The organism is Salinicoccus jeotgali, assembly GCF_039538805.1.
Taxonomy (GTDB): Bacteria; Bacillota; Bacilli; order Staphylococcales; family Salinicoccaceae; genus Salinicoccus; species Salinicoccus jeotgali.
Genome location: NZ_BAABCK010000022.1, coordinates 72,299 through 90,169, shown reverse-complemented (window position 1 = coordinate 90,169; position 17,871 = coordinate 72,299). Strand labels below are relative to the sequence as shown.

At 45.2% G+C, this 17,871-nt stretch carries 16 protein-coding genes; 2 read left to right on the top strand and 14 right to left on the bottom strand.

Going from position 1 to position 17,871, the window contains the following annotated elements:
* Positions 1-90: 90 nt before the first annotated feature.
* The 11 genes from ABD734_RS06590 to ABD734_RS06540 all read right to left on the bottom strand — a co-directional run bounded on the left by ABD734_RS06590 (position 91) and on the right by ABD734_RS06540 (position 13,495).
* Entirely contained in the window at positions 91-1,638 is a 1,548-nt protein-coding gene (locus ABD734_RS06590; protein WP_344702672.1) for a solute symporter family protein, read from the bottom strand.
* A complete protein-coding gene (locus tag ABD734_RS06585) occupies positions 1,635-1,946 on the bottom strand; it encodes a DUF485 domain-containing protein (protein ID WP_344702670.1) in 312 nt (103 codons plus the stop codon). The genes ABD734_RS06590 and ABD734_RS06585 overlap by 4 nt, the downstream gene beginning before the upstream one ends.
* Before the next feature lie 188 nt (positions 1,947-2,134).
* Positions 2,135-2,881 carry a hypothetical protein gene (locus ABD734_RS06580; RefSeq protein ID WP_344702668.1) on the bottom strand — a complete coding sequence of 249 codons (747 nt, stop codon included), beginning with the start codon at positions 2,879-2,881 and terminating at the stop codon, positions 2,135-2,137.
* An 87-nt stretch (positions 2,882-2,968) separates the two neighbouring features.
* The gene (pyk, locus tag ABD734_RS06575) at positions 2,969-4,729 is read right to left on the bottom strand and encodes a pyruvate kinase (RefSeq protein ID WP_344702666.1); all 1,761 of its coding nucleotides are present in this window, start codon (positions 4,727-4,729) and stop codon (positions 2,969-2,971) included.
* A gap of 13 nt (positions 4,730-4,742) precedes the next feature.
* Positions 4,743-5,702, bottom strand: a complete 960-nt coding sequence (pfkA, locus tag ABD734_RS06570) for a 6-phosphofructokinase (protein WP_344702664.1) — start codon at positions 5,700-5,702, stop codon at positions 4,743-4,745.
* A 117-nt stretch (positions 5,703-5,819) separates the two neighbouring features.
* Positions 5,820-6,770 carry an acetyl-CoA carboxylase carboxyltransferase subunit alpha gene (locus tag ABD734_RS06565; protein WP_344702662.1) on the bottom strand — a complete coding sequence of 317 codons (951 nt, stop codon included), beginning with the start codon at positions 6,768-6,770 and terminating at the stop codon, positions 5,820-5,822.
* Positions 6,771-6,776: 6 nt separating this feature from the next.
* Positions 6,777-7,628 carry an acetyl-CoA carboxylase, carboxyltransferase subunit beta gene (gene accD / locus ABD734_RS06560; RefSeq protein ID WP_344702660.1) on the bottom strand — a complete coding sequence of 284 codons (852 nt, stop codon included), beginning with the start codon at positions 7,626-7,628 and terminating at the stop codon, positions 6,777-6,779.
* A 22-nt stretch (positions 7,629-7,650) separates the two neighbouring features.
* On the bottom strand, positions 7,651-8,067 hold the full coding sequence (locus tag ABD734_RS06555; RefSeq protein ID WP_344702658.1) for a FadR/GntR family transcriptional regulator: 417 nt from the start codon (positions 8,065-8,067) through the stop codon (positions 7,651-7,653).
* A 9-nt stretch (positions 8,068-8,076) separates the two neighbouring features.
* Positions 8,077-9,300: an NADP-dependent malic enzyme gene (ystJ, locus tag ABD734_RS06550; protein ID WP_344702655.1), complete on the bottom strand. Its 1,224-nt coding sequence runs from the start codon at positions 9,298-9,300 to the stop codon at positions 8,077-8,079.
* Positions 9,301-9,376: 76 nt separating this feature from the next.
* The gene (locus tag ABD734_RS06545; RefSeq protein ID WP_344702653.1) at positions 9,377-12,517 is read right to left on the bottom strand and encodes a DNA polymerase III subunit alpha; all 3,141 of its coding nucleotides are present in this window, start codon (positions 12,515-12,517) and stop codon (positions 9,377-9,379) included.
* 15 nt (positions 12,518-12,532) lie between these two features.
* Complete coding sequence (locus ABD734_RS06540; protein WP_344702651.1) at positions 12,533-13,495, bottom strand: DHH family phosphoesterase; 963 nt, start codon at positions 13,493-13,495, stop codon at positions 12,533-12,535.
* A gap of 75 nt (positions 13,496-13,570) precedes the next feature.
* Here ABD734_RS06540 and ABD734_RS06535 point away from each other — a divergent pair, with 75 nt between their 5' ends.
* Positions 13,571-13,927: a YtpI family protein gene (locus ABD734_RS06535; RefSeq protein WP_344702649.1), complete on the top strand. Its 357-nt coding sequence runs from the start codon at positions 13,571-13,573 to the stop codon at positions 13,925-13,927.
* 18 nt (positions 13,928-13,945) lie between these two features.
* Here ABD734_RS06535 and ABD734_RS06530 read toward each other — a convergent pair whose 3' ends face one another.
* Complete coding sequence (locus tag ABD734_RS06530) at positions 13,946-15,211, bottom strand: DRTGG domain-containing protein (protein WP_344702647.1); 1,266 nt, start codon at positions 15,209-15,211, stop codon at positions 13,946-13,948.
* Between the two features lie 73 nt (positions 15,212-15,284).
* A complete protein-coding gene (locus ABD734_RS06525) occupies positions 15,285-15,974 on the bottom strand; it encodes a metal-dependent hydrolase (RefSeq protein ID WP_344702645.1) in 690 nt (229 codons plus the stop codon).
* Between the two features lie 99 nt (positions 15,975-16,073).
* On the opposite strand from ABD734_RS06525, the gene ABD734_RS06520 reads away from it, so the two are divergent.
* Entirely contained in the window at positions 16,074-16,652 is a 579-nt protein-coding gene (locus ABD734_RS06520; protein WP_344702643.1) for a hypothetical protein, read from the top strand.
* 93 nt (positions 16,653-16,745) lie between these two features.
* Here the strand turns inward: ABD734_RS06520 and ald are convergent, their stop codons facing one another.
* A complete protein-coding gene (ald, locus tag ABD734_RS06515) occupies positions 16,746-17,858 on the bottom strand; it encodes an alanine dehydrogenase (RefSeq protein WP_344702641.1) in 1,113 nt (370 codons plus the stop codon).
* Positions 17,859-17,871 lie beyond the last annotated feature (13 nt).

Sequence of the window (17,871 nt, the reverse complement as noted above, 5' to 3'; positions counted from 1 at the left end):
ACTAACAATAAAAGCCTCAATTCAGCTGAATTGAGGCTTTTATAAGGGTCAGTTAATTATCTTATTGATATGCATAAGTTTATCTTATGATTAATGTGTCGTTTCGGATGTATCAATACCTGTCACTGATTTAACCTTCACTTCGCGGTACTTTTCATGTGATTCGGCTTTACCGAGGAAAGTGCCTAAGAAAGCACCTAAAAATCCGGCTGGTACTGAGATGATTGCTGGATTCGTCAGAGGGAACAATGGTTCCATTGAAATAAATGCATTGCCTGAAGGGTCCATTACATTCGGGCTCATGATAACAAGTATAAGAGATACCGCAAGGCCTGTTATAATTCCAGTAATTGCCCCTTGCGTATTAAAACGCTTCCAAAAAATCGTATAGATGATGACCGGCAAGTTGGCGCTTGCTGCCACGCAGAATGCCAATGAAACCAGAAATGCGACGTTTTGGTTTTGGGCGAAGATCGCCAGTATTATAGACAGGACACTTACACTGAAGGCCGCAATTTTAGCTGCCAGCATCTGCTGTTTATCTGTTATGTTGCCCTTTTTGATTACTTGGCCATAGATATCATGCGCAAATGCACTTGCCCCCGACAGCACAAGACCAGCTACTACTGCGAGGATTGTCGCGAATGCCACTGCAGACACGAATGACATGAGCAGATCGCCACCGAGCTTTTCTGCTAGCAATGGTGCAGCCATATTGCCTGCCGGGTTCGCAGCGATGATTTCCTCCCTTGTCAGCATCGCTGCAGCTCCAAATCCAAGGAATATCGTCAAGATGTAGAATATGCCGATGATCCAAGTTGCCCACATGACTGAGCTACGAGCTGTCTTAGCGTCTTTAACTGTAAAAAATCTCATGAGGATATGCGGGAGGCCGGCCGTACCGAACAATAATGCGATGATAAGCGACACGTTATTCAGAGGAGATCCGCCTTGAGACCCAGGATTCAAGAACGGGCCTTCAAGCTCTGGTGCCGTTATGTTCTTCATTTCACCGAACATGGTAAAAATATTAAAATTAAATTGCAACAGTACGAGTACAGAAATGATGACTGTACCAACCATCAGCAAGATTGCCTTTACCATCTGCACCCAGCTTGTTGCGGTCATGCCACCGAATAATACATAAATCGTCATCATTATGCCAACTATTATGACAGCCACACTGTATGGTATATCAAACAGCAGTTGAATCAAGGCTCCCGCCCCCACAAGTTGAGCGAGCATATAGAAGATGACAATCGTAATAGAAGAAAGCGCGGCGAAGGCGCGCACCTTCTTAAGTTCAAACCGGGCAGCAATCATATCAGCAACTGTGTACTTCCCGAGGTTTCTAAGCGGTTCTGCAACAATGTACAGTACAACGAGATAAGCTGTGAGATAGCCCACACTGTAGAAAAATCCATCAAACCCCCATAATGCAATCGCCCCTGCAATACCAAGGAATGAAGCGGCTGAAAGGTAGTCTCCGGAGATTGCGAGACCGTTTTGCCAACCAGTCAGCCCCCCACCTGCCGTGTAGAAATCTTTAGTGGATTGCGTCCTTTTCGAAGCGAAGTATGTAATCACCAACGTTAAACCAACGAATACAATGAACATGATAATGACGGTCAGATTCATTTATAGTTTCCCTCCCGATACTTTCTGATTATCTCATCGGCTTCCCTGTCGAATTCCTTGGCTTTCTTCATATAGATCGTGACCAGCGTCCAGACCATTATGAATAGGAAGAATGCGTAGATCCAAGCCCATGAAATATTTCCGAATGCTTCGTTGCTAAGCAGAGTGGTATAGCCTGTCAGTATCGGAAAAAGCAGTGTTGCGATGATGAAAAAGATGCTGATCGGTAAAATGAACCTGTTCCGCTTCTTAAGCAGTTCTTCAAATTCAGGTTGTGAAGCAATTAATGCGTAATCGATTTTTGCCATTTCTATTCCCCCTTATAGTCTACATTGTATTTATTTGACAGAAATATGTCAATTTTTCGACAACTATTTTTATTGTAAATATTCCTCTTCCGAACTATTGATGGTATAGAAAATAAAAAAAGCCAGCCATGCATCATTTAAATGATGTATGGCTGGTTTTCCCGTTTGAAATCTATCCAATTACCCCACTACATTCCCTTTGGTTTTTCTATCACGTTGATCTCCCCGATTTTGTCCATTGTGATATTTGATGAAACATTAATGGTTTGATCATCCATTTCCATAGTAAGTGTCAATTCAGCACTTTCGTACTGATAATCTTCATTGAACTTCAGTAGCACAAGACCATTGATGTTATCCACCGCTTCAAGTGACGACTCCAGATCGTCGTTTATAAAGGGCTTTACGCCGGCTTCACCTTCTACTTCATAACGAATTTCATAACCTGATTCGAGTTGCTTGGCTGTGCCTTCTTTGAACGGCTCGAGCTGACTGATTAAATCTCCATAGCTGCTGCCTTCAATATTACGTCCGTCATCCTGTCTTTCCACGTCGCCATTTTGATAGATGAAGTGTTCTCCCTCAAAGATGTAATGGGTCTTGATATCAGTTCCATCATCAACTTCGATTTTAATTTCATCCTGCTTGCTTCTGGTGGTTATTGTACGGATTACATGCTGGCTTTCTTCTGTGGAAATTGTAGTCGTCTGCCGCTCTTCATAGCTCGTTTCCTTACTTTCTTCAGATTGTGCATTTTTAATGATATCTGCTGCTGACATTTCTTCTTCCGGCTCTTCAGTCGTCTGTTGTTCTTCTGTAGCGGACTCTGTCGATTCTTCACTCTGATCTGCATTTTCATCAGATGAGTCATCCACAGGCCCGTCGTTAGTGCACGCTGTTAAAAACAGGAGCATGATAAGTAACATTTTTTTCATATGTGCCACCTCATCTAATATTATACTGTGCAGCATCTGTGACTACAACATAAAAAGGCACTTTAAAAAAAGTGCCTTTTTACTGGATTATAGTACATTAGCATGTCCATCGAATATACAGTTCTGCTCTGAGTCGACTGTGACGACTGCGCCCTCTTCCAATACTTCGTATGCGGCTGACGCCCCGACTATTGTCGGCAGATCAAGATTCAGGCCAACAATCGCACCATGCGAAGTGAGTCCTCCTTCGACGGTGACAAGACCTGCAGCCTCTTCGAGATAAGGTGTCATATCAGCATCTACAGATTGGGTTACGATGATTTTTCCTTCCAGATCTTTATCTTTTAAGGCTTCTGCAGAGTCAGCGAACATCACTTCACCGACGCTGCTTCTCCTGCCTATGCCCTGAGCTCGGATCAGCTTATCTCCGACAATGTGGAGTTTCATCAGATTCGTGGTACCTGCTTCTCCTGCAGGAACCCCTGCTGTGATGATCAATAAATCTCCCTGTTCTGCAAAACCTTTTTCCATTGCTGCTGATACAGAGATGTTCAGAAGTTCATCAGTGTCCCGCTTCCCTTCCTTGATTACAGGGTGTACGCCCCATACAAGCTGTAGTTGTCTGGCTACATGATGGTGCGGAGTAACTGCCACGATTTCTGCATGAGGACGATATTTTGATATCATCCTTGCTGTGTGCCCTGATTCTGTGGCTGCTACTATCGCACGGCAATTTAGATTCAGTGCAGTGTGTGCGACCGACACGCCAATTGCCGTCACCAAGTTCGTCTGCAGCGACTTAGTCCGTGTGGAAAGTAACTTTTTGTAATCCTGTGCATCTTCAGCCGAAACAGCTATGCTCGCCATCGTCTGGACAGCTTCCAGAGGATAATCGCCAGCAGCTGTTTCGCCGCTCAGCATTACAGCATCTGTACCATCATATATGGCATTCGCCACATCACTGGCTTCCGCACGTGTACAGCGTGGGTTATGCTGCATAGAATCAAGCATCTGGGTAGCAGTGATGACCGGTTTACCAAGGTGATTACATTTCCTGATCAGATCTTTTTGAACCATAGGTACTGACTCAGGTGGAATTTCAACACCCAAATCCCCGCGCGCCACCATAAGTCCATCAGACACTTCGAGTATATCGTCTATATTGTCGATGCCTTCCTGGTTTTCGATCTTCGGGATGATTTCAATGTGCTCGCCCGACTTTTCTTCAAGCAACTTGCGTATTTCCAGAACATCGCTGTTCGTGCGGATAAAGCTTGCTGCAATCAGATCGACGCCTTCATCAATACCAAAGATGATATCTTCCCGATCCTTATCAGTGATGCCCGGCATTTTTACAGAGACGCCCGGCACATTGACACCCTTTTTATTTTTGAGGACACCATCATTCAGGACGTGGCAATGGATTTCACCATTCTCCCGGTCGATGCTTTCAATTTTAAGTTCTATCAAACCATCATCAAGAAGGATGCGATCTTTTTTATCCACATCTTCAATGAGGCCAGAGTATGTGATGGAGATCTTTTCTGGCGTACCCACTACTTCTTCCATAGAAACTATGATGCTTTGCCCTTTCGTCAGCTCAATTTCACCATTCTCCATGCTGTGGGTACGAATCTCAGGTCCCTTTGTATCGAGTAGAATGCCTACTGTACGATCCAATTTGTCGGCAACTTTTCTGATGTTGTTTATTCTGGCACGATGTTCATCATGATCACCATGTGAAAAATTCAATCGTGCAATATTCATGCCAGCTTTTATCAATTTCTCAAGCATCTCCGGTGATTCCGATGCAGGACCGATTGTACATACTATTTTAGTGTTGCGCATAACTAGATTCCTCCTAAATGGATAACTCTCTCGAAAGTCTATACAGACCCTCATCTATCATATGACTTTCTTCAAACACTTTATCAAAACGGGTTGCGGACAGTTTATTGTGCTCAGTGCCTACCGCCTTTCCATGCACACCATCTAAAAGAAGCTCAACAGCGAAAGCACCAAGGCGTGAAGCCAGCACTCGATCTTGACCGGTCGGTTTTCCTCCACGCTGCATATGGCCAAGCACACTCTCACGGGTGTCTACGTTTATATACTTATGCAACTCATCTGCACACTGTGACGCACTCATGACACCTTCAGCTACAACAATGATCGAGTGTTTCTTACCGCGGCTCATACCCGACTCAATCCGCTCTGCAACTTCTTTCATGTCAGAGGGGGATTCGGGAATGAGTATGGTCTCTGCGCCCCCGGCGACTCCGGCCCAAAGCGCCAAGTCTCCAGCATCCCTGCCCATCACTTCTATAATGAAGGTGCGCTCATGGCTGGTTGCTGTATCTCTGATCCTGTCTACGGCATCGATTATGGTGTTTAAGGCAGTATCGAACCCTATAGTGTAGTCCGTGCCATTGATGTCATTATCGATGGTACCGGGTACTCCTATGGTCTTGATGCCTTCTTCATCGAGTCGTTGTGCACCTCTGTAGGAACCATCTCCCCCTATGACCACAAGCGAATCTATTCCTTTAGCTTTAAGGTTTTCGATGGCTTTTTTGCGTACAGCGGGTTCAATGAATTCTGGGCACCGGGCCGAGTAGAGCTTCGTCCCTCCTCTTTGGATGATGTCACCGACATCCCCAAGTTCCAGCTTATGGATATTATCAGTGACAAGGCCCTGATAGCCCTGGAAAACACCATAGACTTCAATGCCTTCATATATACTCTTTCTGACGACGGCCCTTATGGCAGCATTCATACCGGGCGCATCGCCTCCACTTGTAAGTACTCCAATTTTCCTCATGGGTTCCCTCCGTTAAAACAATCTCTTATTTTTAAAATAGCATAACTTATATTCCTTATCCATCATTAAGGTTGATGAAACCGTTTTATGAAACCAAAAAAAATGAACAGCATGAAATTACAGCTGTTCATCATATATTCCGATATTCACATATTTATCGTAGCGGTCGGCCACCATTTCTTCGCGATCAAGTGCAAGGAGTCCTGCCAGATGTTCTTCCAGGATGCCATCGAGATTCTCAAATACCTTGTCCCTGTCGTTATGGGCACCACCTTGAGGTTCTTCTATCACTGCATCCGCTATGCCGAACGATTTCAGATCGGCTGCTGTTATCTTCAACGATTCTGCAGCAATCTCCTTCAATGATGCATCCTTGAACAGGATGCTCGCAGCACCTTCTGGTGAGATTACAGAATATGTCGCATTCTCCAGCATGATCAGACGGTTGCATACCCCAAGTCCCAAAGCTCCACCTGAACCACCTTCTCCGATGACGACGCTTATTACCGGTACATGGAGACCTGCCATTTCGACAAGATTGCGGGCGATCGATTCACTCTGTCCCCGTTCTTCAGCAGCTTTACCTGGATATGCACCTTTAGTATCGATAAAACAGATGATTGGACGGTTAAATTTATCAGCCTGTTTCATCAAGCGAAGCGCCTTACGGTAGCCATCGGGGTGGGCCATGCCAAAATTACGGTGGATGTTGCCTTTTGTATCCCGGCCACGTTGATGCCCGATAACCGTCACAGGACGCCCTTTGTAGGCAGCAATACCTCCTACAATGGCAGGGTCATCGCTATGTACGCGGTCACCATAGAACTCTGTAAATTCTTCAAACAAAGCTTCGATATAGTCATAGGTAGTTGGACGCTTTATATATCTTGCAATCTCCACACGCTGCCAGGGAGTGAGGTTATCATAAATTTCATTTTTTTTATCACTGACCTTTTTCTCCAAAAAACTGACTTCCTTTGTGAGGTCTACTTTATTTTTTGCTGCATATTTTTCCAATTCTTCAATCTTCTCTTCCAATTCATAGATTGGTTTTTCGAAATCGAACATTCCTATCTACACCCCACTATGCAATTTCAGGATTCGGCCGAGATAATCTTTCATATCCCGTCTGTCTAAAACTTCGTCCAGCTGTCCATGCTTTAAAAGGAATTCGGCAGTCTGGAAATCATCCGGCAGTTTCTCCTTGATTGTTTCCTGGATGACGCGCCTGCCGGCAAACCCAATCAATGCACCCTTTTCTGCCAAGTTTATATCGCCGACTGAGGCGAAACTTGCAGACACCCCACCTGTTGTAGGATTGGTCATATAGGCGATGTAGAGCAGACCTGCATTATTGTGGCGCTCTATCGCAACACTGACTTTAGCCATCTGCATCAGAGAGATGATGCCCTCCTGCATACGTGCGCCCCCACTGGCTGTGAAGATGATGACAGGTAATCTGTGTTCTGTTGCATACCCAAAAGCACGGGCGAGTATTTCGCCGACTGCAGAGCCCATGCTGCCCATTCTGAAGCGGGCATCCATGACGGCTACAACGGCACGCTCACCTCCGATGTTCCCATCTGCACATAACACCGCTTCATTCAGTCCCGTCTTTTCCTTATCGTTCGAAATCTTGGCTTCATAATTAGGGAAGTTCAGTGGATTGGCAGATGTGATGTCTTGGAACAACAGATTGACTTCCCCTTCATCCATCAACGCTTCCAGACGGTCCTGGGCTGAAATAGGCAGATGATGGCTGCAGTTGGCACATACATTAAGACGTTTATATAAGTCTTTTGAATATAATATCTTCTTGCAGCTTGGACATTTTGTCATGATGGATTCACTTTTTTCGAAAGTGCCATCATTACGGTCTGTTTCATTGACTTTTTTATTCAGTTTAGAGAACAAGTCTTTCAGCATATTAAACTCCCTGTTTTCTTTATTATTTGAATGCCTGCGAATATTTATCGAGCAACACATAGATTTTTTTCATTATAATGTTCTCGTCTTCTAGTACATCAGCATTTCCTTTCTTTTCACTGACATATTCTTCTATCATCTCTTTGATTTCTATAATTTCATTCTGTTGACGTTCTGATTTGATGAGATATTTGCCGATCAGCTGAAACAGTTGATGGCTATCGATATCAGCAAGAAAGGTGCCCTCGCCCCGCTTCACATAGATGATGCCAAGCAGTTCAAGTGCTCTGAGTGCTTCCCTTACACTTTGCCTGCTGACATTCAATTCGTCTCTCAGATATCTCTCGCTGGGCAGCTTTCCACCTACCTGTATCTCTTCCTTTTCGATGACATTGTGGATTTCTTCAATAATATTTTCCAAACCTTTTTTTTCAGTCATCTTATAGGATCACAGCGTCAAACTGCGTGCTTTCTGATAGATGTCTTCAGGGTCGACTTTAATGCGGCTGACGCCCGTCTGCATGGCCGCTTTCGCTACAGCCCTCGCTACACTTGGTGCAACTTCCTTATTGAAAGGTTCCGGGATGACGTTTTCGGCGTTCAATTTATCATCTTCAATCAATTCTGCGATAGCAAGGACGGCAGCTTTTTTCATCTCGTCATTTATATGTGTCGCCCGAACATCAAGCGCACCTCTGAAGATACCTGGGAAAGCAAGCACGTTGTTGATTTGATTTGGAAAATCGCTTCGTCCTGTGCCGACTACAAGAGCTCCCGCAGCCTTCGCCTCATCAGGCATGATTTCAGGGTTCGGATTGGCCATGGCAAAAATGATTGGATCTTCTGCCATTGTCTTGACCATCTCGGCAGTCAGGGCACCTTCTACCGAAACACCGATGAATACATCAGCCCCTTCAATCACATCAGCCAATTCCCCTTGCTTATGATGATGGTTACTGAACTTGCTCACTTCGTGTTTGATATCGTTCATCCCTGCTTCACGACCTTCAAAGATGGCACCGCGCGAGTCACACATGATCATTTCCTTCACGCCGAAGCTGTGCAGGAGTTTTATGATGGCTACACCCGCTGCCCCCGCTCCGTTCAGTACAACCTTAATCTGGTTCAGAGATTTCCCCGAGAGTTTAAGGGCGTTCATCAGGCCGCTCAAGGTGACGATTGCCGTGCCGTGTTGATCATCATGGAAAACAGGTATATCGGTCTCGCGTCCTAGGCGTTCTTCAATTTCAAAACATCTAGGCGCTGAGATATCTTCTAGGTTGATGCCGCCAAAAACGGGTGTCATCAGTTTGACTGTATTCACGATTTCATCGACGTCATTAGTATTGAGTGCAATCGGAAAGGAGTCCACTCCGGCAAAATTCTTAAAGAGCGCGCTCTTACCTTCCATTACAGGTAAACTTGCCATAGCACCTATATTCCCCAGGCCTAAAACAGCGGAACCATCCGTAACGACGCCGACAGTATTACTCTTAATCGTATAATCGAATACTGTGCGTTCATCTTCATATATTTCTTTGCATGGTTCAGCCACTCCTGGTGAATATGCAAGGCTCAAGGCTTCCCTGTCCTTGATCTCCACTTTTGAATTTACTTCTAGCTTTCCTTGTTTTTCCCTGTGCATCTCTAGTGCATCATCTCTCAAGGACATATAATCTCCCTTTCCTAGTGGTCATACCACCGCAATATAAATATAGTAACATTATCAGTTTTACATGACAACTTCTTTAGTTCAATATACGTATGTCGGCTGCCTCGACCGCTTCCAATATACCTTCAATACCTTCTTTTCCTATTTTGCCAATTATCTTCTTTTTGTCAAAATCTTTGACCGGTATGCCTGAGTCACTCATGAAACCAGTCAGGTTGTATGCATGGGCATTGCGGATGACAATCTGTTTTGCCCGATCATAGTATATCTTTTTGAATGCATCTACGGTTTCTAGTGAGTCGACGATGAGTTGTGGACGTGATCTGCGCGTTTCTACCCTTCCCTCCACGACAGCAATCTGTCTTGTCAAGTTCGGATGGACATTGAAATAGACCTTTGGAAAAACGACTCCTTCCATTTCATGAAGCCCGTCGGTGAACTTGACGAACGCCATATTCTGTCCATTTTTTGTCCTGATTACTTTAATGTCGTCCAAAAAAACAAGATAAATCCCCTTACTTTGATTGAGAAGGTTGAACGGAATGAATTGGAGAGATTTCCTTAGTGCTATGACGGGGTGGTCAGAGAGGTAGAATCCGAACACGTCCTTCTCCCCTTCGACCTTTTCCATATCATCCATTTCAGCAGCGTGGTGGTATTCTTTCTTTATATTGAAGCCAAGCGTACTGAGGAACGAATCATGAGCATATTCTTCAGCATTCAATTCATCAAGCATGGGTAGCGTATTGAGGAGCGTTTTTCTATTCTCCTCAAAAACATCCAAAGCGCCCGACTGGACGAGACGCGTGAGCACTTTCCTATCCAGATTGACGTCCTGTACCCTAGTCTTCAAATCATATATATCGCTGAACGGGCCGTTTTCACGTTCTTTTATAATTGCCTCGGCATGACGATAAGTGACGCCTTTGATCATCGAGAAACCGAGTTCTATGCCTTCATCGCTTCTGTTATTCCATAAGGAGCTGTTGATGTTCGGAAGAAATAACGGAATTCTACGCCGCTTGATTTCACTTACGGTCTGGTTGACCTTATGCTCATTGCCGAAATGATGGGTAAGTATGACGGAATAGAACACTTCAGGATAGTGGGTTTTGATGTAGGCAAGGGTGTAGGATATCCGACTGTATGCCACCGCGTGGCTTTTTGGGAATCCGTAGTCGGCGAACTCCAAGATCAGGTTGAAAATATGATGGCCCACCTGGCTTGCGTATCCTTTACTTTCTGCCCCCTTCTCAAAGCGGCCCCTTTCATGTTCAAGCGTTTCCCTATCCTTTTTACTCATTGCCCGCCTCAATATATCCGCTTCCGCATAACTGTAGCCTGCGATCCTTGAAGCGATCTGCATGATCTGTTCCTGATAGACGATGACGCCATACGTCTCTTTGAGTATATCTTTAATGTCTTCGTGCGGATATCTGACTGCGTCTGGTTTTTGCTTCCCGGCGATGAAATTCGGGATTTCCTTCATCGGCCCTGGCCGGTACAAAGCGATTACTGCGACAAGGTCAAGAAATCCTTCAGGCTGCATTTCCCTGATTACTTTGCTTATGCCATCCGACTCCAACTGGAAGATGCCGATGGTCATTCCCTTCCCGAGCAACCGATAGACTGCTGGATCATCATCCGGAATTTCATCCAAGTTGAATGAAATTCCGGACTTTTCTATTTTATTGACCATGAACTTCAACAACGTCAGATTTCTAAGTCCCAGAACATCTATCTTCAGAAGTCCTGAAGGCTCCACCTCATTCATCGTCCACTGACTCAATGTGTGTCCGTCACTGAAGGTCACCGGGATGTTCTCGGTAAGGCGTTCCGCACTGAGCAGTATGCCGGCAGCATGGGTGGATGTATGCCGCGGCAACCCTTCAATTCTTTTACACAGACTCGCATATGTAACATACTTGGGATCCGCTTCTGAAAGCGACCGGAACGCATCTTTCTGAAACGCCTCCTGGAGTTTTGCCCCAGGGGTTTCTGGAATAAGTCCTGAAATCATTTTCAGTTCATCATCTTTAAAACCGAGTACCCTGCCAACATCACGTGCTGCCATCTTGGCACTCAACGTGCCATATGTGACTATATGCGCCACATTCATCGTACCGTACTTCTCAATCAGATAATCGACTACCTCATCGCGTCTGGCATCCTCAAAATCAATATCGATGTCAGGCATCGTCACACGTTCAGGGTTGAGGAAGCGTTCGAATAGCAGGTTATACTGAAGCGGGTCGACTTCAGTAATGTTCAGCAGATAGGATACAAGGCTCGCACTTGAGGATCCCCGTCCTGGTCCTACATAAATCCCATTTCGTTTTGCATGGTTGATTGCATCCTGCACAATCAAAAAATAATCTTCATATCCCATATCCACGATTACACCATATTCATACTCGAGCCGTTTTCTATAGACGCTTCCACCATCCGTCTTGGATTCGAGCTGCTGTTTCAGCATTTGCCATAGAAAGGATTTTGAATCTTCATTCTGGGGATTGGGGAAATGTGGCAAAGTCCGTTCCGTCCTCGGTATTTCGACATTACACTTCTCTACGAGGCGTTGATTGTTTTTAAGGTGGGAAGCTTCAATCTCAGTGAGATCCGAGAGCACTCTGATATGATCGGAGCCCGTGGCGTCATGCACGGAGGCCGTATCCAGCTTCTCATTATCCCGTATCGCATTCAATGTAACCCTTACCGGCAGATCTTCAGGTTCCATGTAGTGGGCCGGATTGATGAAGACTGTCCCGTACTCCGGGTGCGAGAGGTGGTGGGATATGTACTTATCTCCAGGTTTTATGGCCATGCCGTCCAAAAGTGGGATGCCTTGCTCATTCTTTGCGATCGCTACACACGACTGGATATTTTTATTGAGGTATTGGACCGGCGTAAATTCCAGATTCTTATAGGAAAGCATGGCCGAAAGACGGATCAGTTCCTTATAGCCTCCAAGATCTTTAGCGATGAGTACCAACGGGATGCCCGACATCTGATCATCTACCGAAACTTCCATCCCGATCAAGGGTTTAATGCCAGACTTCGACGCATGGGTATAGAACTCATATACACCATGTAGACGATTGAAATCAGTAAGTGCAACTGCCTTTTGTCCATCTCTGGAAATTTTATCAAGAAGCGGGCCGATCTTGATATTGCTGTCCAGAAATTCATAGCAGCTATGCACATTTAAATTGATCATTAGGCAAAACCCTTTCTACAGTTTACTCTCCAGCGCTTTGATCAGTTCCTGGACTTCTTCGTTATCCTTCAATGTAATTCCGCTTGCGAGGGGGTGCCCGCCTCCCCCGAACCGTTCTGCCACATCGTTGATGACAGTGTCCTTGGCGCGTAACCTTACGCGGATTTCATCATTTTCCTCGATGGCCATAAACCATATTTTAGCTTCATCGATTTCACGATAGATGTTGACATGCATACTCGCCTCATTACTTGATAGACCGTACTTCTCCAACGTAGGCTCATCTATATAAATAGACAGTACACCTTTATCGGTGATTTTGAATGCATCAATCAGATGACCTTTGAACTTGAATTGTTCCAGACTCTGCTTATTCATTTCATTCATATCTTTGGCAGCTTCAAACTTGAACCGCTTGAGTTCGGCTACGACCTTATGGGTCAATTCTGTAGTGTTATTGAAGAGAAATCTGCCAGTATCACCAACGATTCCGGCAAACAGGAGACGTGCCGACTCATCATTGATATAGTCGTTGTCGAATCCCCATGCTGATGCCAGCAGAAAGATGAGCTCGGAAGTGGACGACACACCCGTTTCAACGATATTGATCGTGCCATAAGGATCGTGGTTCGGATGATGGTCTATCTTGACCACTTCAGCACCCATCGATACATCTCCCTCAATCCGATCAGTATTGGCTGTATCCACTACAATGACAAGTGGGTGATCTAGGGTAACGGCAGTATCCATCTCACCGAGAAAAGAAAGAGATGGTTCAGTCTCTCCAAGCGCCGCCACTTTCTTATTTGGAAACATGTGCTGGATGATGGATTTCAATCCAAGTTGGGCCCCTATCGCATCAGGGTCCGGTCTCACATGCCTCAATATGATGATTTCGTCATAGGTGTTGATCTTGTTTATCAACGCCTTATAGTTGTCCTTTAGAGTCGGGTATCCATTTATATATTCTGTGAACAATTCTCATTCTCCCCTTATTTGATTTACTTGTTTCGCATAATAAATTATACTACATATTGGAATGGAGTTGTAACGATGGAAACATCCTATCAGATTGCAGTATCCTTTCTCGTCACACTGCTGCTCCTGAGCTTTTTTATGTTCCTGCTCTATAAGGTCAGGAAAATCAGGACGGAACGGGACGTCAGAAAGGCGTATTTCAACAGCATATCGAGAATCTGGCTCGGGTTGTTGATCGCTGTCTTCGGCCTTAATACAATCATACAATTTTCGTCGGCAGTATCATATATAGTCGGTGGTCTGTTCATCATCATCGGCCTCTACAATGTATGGCATTTCAATGCTGCCCGAAAGTACTTTAAAGGAAATCTCCCCATAGAGGAGAAGGCTTGGGCGGAGTTCAACCGTAAAACTCGGCAGAATGGAAAATAGACAAGTGAGCTCACTTGTCTATTTTTCTTTATAATGCTGGATCAGCAGCACCGCTTTCATGTGAATCTCTCCATTTGCCCTAGTAATGACTTCCATCCTAAGGAACTGCTCCCCAGCATCCAGGACTTCTCCTTCTATCACAAGTTCCTGATTCAATTGCATCAGCTTCATATTCATGATGTTCATCGTATCTATGTGATAACTGGCTATATTCCTCTCCTTGAGCATCGCATCTATCAGACGCTCCATAAGTCTGATGAACTCGGACTGTATCATACTGCCATGTTCATCAGTCAAGAATGGCATGACTTTAATATGAAGTCTATTACCATCTATATGCACATTCCTGCCGAGGTCTGGTTCTGCTGAGGACAACCCTTCAGGTTTCTGCAGCTCTCTTTGCTTGAATACATCCCTCCTATCTACAACACCGAGCCATCTGCCTTCATCGTCAATAATCGGTATGATGTTGAGATGGTGCCAACTCATGGCTTGGCGTAGGCGCTGGATTGTACTCTGTGGTCTTGCTGAGGCATCGAATACTAAGCCTTCCGGTCCATCCTCCCTCAATTTCATGAGATCTTTAGAACGGATGAGGCCCAGATAGAATCCTTCTTCTAGAATGATCGTCACCTTATCTGCCGGATAAAAGTCCTTCCCAAAATCATTTTTAATATCATACACATATTCCTCCTGACGCACCAGAAGGTCGGCAGCAGTAATGACATTGGTCGTCATGAATCTGTTGTACAATTCGCGCTGTATTGCCGACGCAACAGTAAATGTGTCAGAAGTCGTCGACAGGACAGGGAGACTGAATGCGTCCGCCCGCTCCAATATTTTCGGATCGGCCCCAAAACCTCCAGTAATCAGAATACCCGAATGGTTTTCCAATGCTTTCCGCTGGGCATCTTCACGATTCCCCACGATGAGGAGCGCACCTTCCTCAAGATATGTTTCGAGGGCTTCGGTACGCATTGCGCCTATGATGAATCTGCTGATTTCTCCATCAAGCCCTTCTGAACCAGCCAGGACAGTACCTTCAATCACCCGCTTCACCTGTTCAAAACTAAGTTTTCCTTCTATGTATTCCTCTTTCGGCGCAACCCTTATCGTGCCTACACGCTCTATGGTCTTTACAAGACCCTCTTTCTCAGCATCTTTAATTGCCCTGTAACTTGTGCCGTCTGAAACACCCAGATGGGCAGATACTCGCCGCACGGAAATTTTGGCACCTTCCGGCAGGCGATATATATAATCTATGATTTCATCATGTTTTGACATTCTTTACCTCCGCTACCTGCTTTATAAAAAAAGGGGCAGAACCCTGCCCCTGATGCCCTATTACATCTAAAATCTATGCCTTGAACTTTACAGTTTGTCCTGCTTCCAGTGTCTGGCAGTCTCCCTCCACTTTATCTGCAAATGCCTGTGCGTCCTGCTTGATTGGTGAGAAAGTATTGTAGTGAACAGGAACTGTGACGTCCGGCTTGATGAATTCATTTACTGCATAAGACGCATCATCTATGCCCATTGTGAAATGGTCGCCGATCGGGACGAAGGCGACATCAAACGGGCCATTGAGTTCCGTAATGAGTTTCATATCACCGAATATCCCAGTATCCCCAAGATGATAGATTTTTTTGCCGCCTGCTTCAATAATGATTCCTGTCGGCATCCCTGTATATATTGCATTCCCATCTTCCTCTGTAAAGCTGGAGCTGTGGAATGCATGGACATATTTGACTGTCCCGAATTCAAATGAATTTTTACCGCCAATATTCATCCCCATAGCTTCCACACCTTGCCCTGACAGATAATCTGCCAACTCTACAGGGGCAACCACGGTCGCGTCATTGGCTTTGGCGATCTCCACGGTATCACCGACATGGTCATTGTGCCCATGGGTCAATACGATATAGTCAACTTTCACATCTTCGACTTTCAAGTCCGTCAATTCATTGCCGTTTATGAATGGATCGACGATCATTTTTGAACCATCATTCTCAAGTTGGATGATCGAATGTCCATGATAGCTGAGTTCCATAATCCTATACCTCCTAAATGAATATCATATGTTTTCACTATACCCTAAAACCGCGGCAACCATTCATATTTATGATACAATTTTCATGAGGTGAATCAAATGAAGACAATTAGACGCAGCCATGCATTATCTGAAAATCATCTCTCTGAAATCATTGCCAGAGATGATTTTGATATACCCAATCTCGCATTGCCTCCGATGAAGAAGGCCCTTCATCCGGAAACAGAATATTTCGTTTCACTGAACCATATGGATGAACATGATCCTTTCCTTCTACAGAACCTCGTCATAGAAACCATACGCATGATAGAAGGTGCTGATGGTTTCGTGACTGACCAGATCTTTACAAATGATCATCATCACATCAATCATAGATTTCTTGATGAAATATCCATACAGACGGGTGAGCGGCACCTTATAATAGGGCCGAGTTTCAGTCGTGTACCGTCCTTTCTGCAAAGCCGCCTATTGGATGAGCTGGTAGACGCCGATGTTTCAGGAATCATGTTCGATGTGAGGAGCATGGACATCGATGACTTTGCTGCATTACAGCCACTTGCGAAACTTAAGATCCATGCAAAGAAACGGATCGCCATCATTCCCGTGGTGAAGGATGAACACCAGCGGAATGCTTTAGTCGACACCATCCCTTTTGATGTCGTCTGCATTGCAGACTGAATCCATAATAAGATAAAGATTGCCCGGACACGGTAAGAAAAAATCCTCCGCCATTTTCTAAGGCGGAGGATTTTTGGTTTTAATATTGGTTTACTACAGTAATTCTGTTACATCTTTATATTCTAGTTCCTGCGCTTCTGCAACTGCTTTATAAGTCACATGGCCGCCGTACGTGTTGAATCCACCAATCAATGTCGGGTTATCTGCAACTGCTTTACTGCAGCCTTTATTCGCTATTTGCAGGCCATAAGCCATAGTCGCATTCGTCAAAGCGATTGTAGACGTACGCGGTACCGCACCAGGCATGTTCGCAACTGCATAGTGGACGACTTCGTGCTTGAAGTAGATCGGATCATCATGTGTCGTCACTTTATCTGTAGTTTCGAAGATACCACCCTGGTCGATTGCGATGTCCACGATAACAGAACCGGCATTCATCGATTTGATCATGTCTTCACTTACAAGACGAGGCGCACGCGCTCCAGGTATCAGCACTGCACCGATGACAAGGTCACTTTCCTTCACTGCCTGCGCGATATTTAATGGAGAAGACATGAGCGTCTGGACATCGCGTCCAAACAGATCATCGAGTTCCCTCAACCGCTTAGGGTTAAGATCTAGAATCGTCACTTCTGCACCCAGGCCAATTGCCATTTTGGCTGCATTGGTTCCAGCCATTCCGCCACCGATGATGGTGACCTTGCCGCGGGAGACGCCTGGCACTCCGCTCAGGAGCACACCTTTGCCGCCTTTGATCTTCTGCAGGTACTCTGCACCGACTTGAGCCGCCATGCGTCCAGCCACTTCACTCATAGGGGAAAGCAACGGCAGTGAACCGTCCGGCAGTTGTATCGTTTCATAAGCAATTGCCGTTACTTTTTTATCTAAAAGCGCTTTTGTAAGTTTTGTTTCAGGTGCCAAGTGGAGGTAGGTGAATAGGATTAGATCTTCTTTGAAATAATCGAATTCCTCTGCCAAAGGTTCTTTGACTTTGACCACCATATCGACATCCCAAGCAGCTGCTGCAGAGTCTACTATTTCAGCTCCTGCATTGCTGTAGTCGGCATCCTCGAAATAAGAGCCGCCTCCTGCATTCGTCTCCACCTTGACTGTATGTCCTGCTTCGACGAAGGCGTGAACACCGCCAGGTGTCAGACCAACTCTACTTTCGTTGTTTTTAATCTCTTTAGGAACACCAATAATCATTCTAGAAACCCCT

What these genes read in the sequence shown, in the direction of transcription:
- ABD734_RS06590 (WP_344702672.1), bottom strand. Translation starts at nt 1,638, where the DNA reads ATGAATCTGACCGTCATTATCATGTTCATTGTATTCGTTGGTTTAACG.
- ABD734_RS06585 (WP_344702670.1), bottom strand. Translation starts at nt 1,946, where the DNA reads ATGGCAAAAATCGATTACGCATTAATTGCTTCACAACCTGAATTTGAA.
- ABD734_RS06580 (WP_344702668.1), bottom strand. Translation starts at nt 2,881, where the DNA reads ATGAAAAAAATGTTACTTATCATGCTCCTGTTTTTAACAGCGTGCACT.
- pyk (WP_344702666.1), bottom strand. Translation starts at nt 4,729, where the DNA reads ATGCGCAACACTAAAATAGTATGTACAATCGGTCCTGCATCGGAATCA.
- pfkA (WP_344702664.1), bottom strand. Translation starts at nt 5,702, where the DNA reads ATGAGGAAAATTGGAGTACTTACAAGTGGAGGCGATGCGCCCGGTATG.
- ABD734_RS06565 (WP_344702662.1), bottom strand. Translation starts at nt 6,770, where the DNA reads ATGTTCGATTTCGAAAAACCAATCTATGAATTGGAAGAGAAGATTGAA.
- accD (WP_344702660.1), bottom strand. Translation starts at nt 7,628, where the DNA reads ATGCTGAAAGACTTGTTCTCTAAACTGAATAAAAAAGTCAATGAAACA.
- ABD734_RS06555 (WP_344702658.1), bottom strand. Translation starts at nt 8,067, where the DNA reads ATGACTGAAAAAAAAGGTTTGGAAAATATTATTGAAGAAATCCACAAT.
- ystJ (WP_344702655.1), bottom strand. Translation starts at nt 9,300, where the DNA reads ATGTCCTTGAGAGATGATGCACTAGAGATGCACAGGGAAAAACAAGGA.
- ABD734_RS06545 (WP_344702653.1), bottom strand. Translation starts at nt 12,517, where the DNA reads ATGATCAATTTAAATGTGCATAGCTGCTATGAATTTCTGGACAGCAAT.
- ABD734_RS06535 (WP_344702649.1), top strand. Translation starts at nt 13,571, where the DNA reads ATGGAAACATCCTATCAGATTGCAGTATCCTTTCTCGTCACACTGCTG.
- ABD734_RS06530 (WP_344702647.1), bottom strand. Translation starts at nt 15,211, where the DNA reads ATGTCAAAACATGATGAAATCATAGATTATATATATCGCCTGCCGGAA.
- ABD734_RS06525 (WP_344702645.1), bottom strand. Translation starts at nt 15,974, where the DNA reads ATGGAACTCAGCTATCATGGACATTCGATCATCCAACTTGAGAATGAT.
- ABD734_RS06520 (WP_344702643.1), top strand. Translation starts at nt 16,074, where the DNA reads ATGAAGACAATTAGACGCAGCCATGCATTATCTGAAAATCATCTCTCT.
- ald (WP_344702641.1), bottom strand. Translation starts at nt 17,858, where the DNA reads ATGATTATTGGTGTTCCTAAAGAGATTAAAAACAACGAAAGTAGAGTT.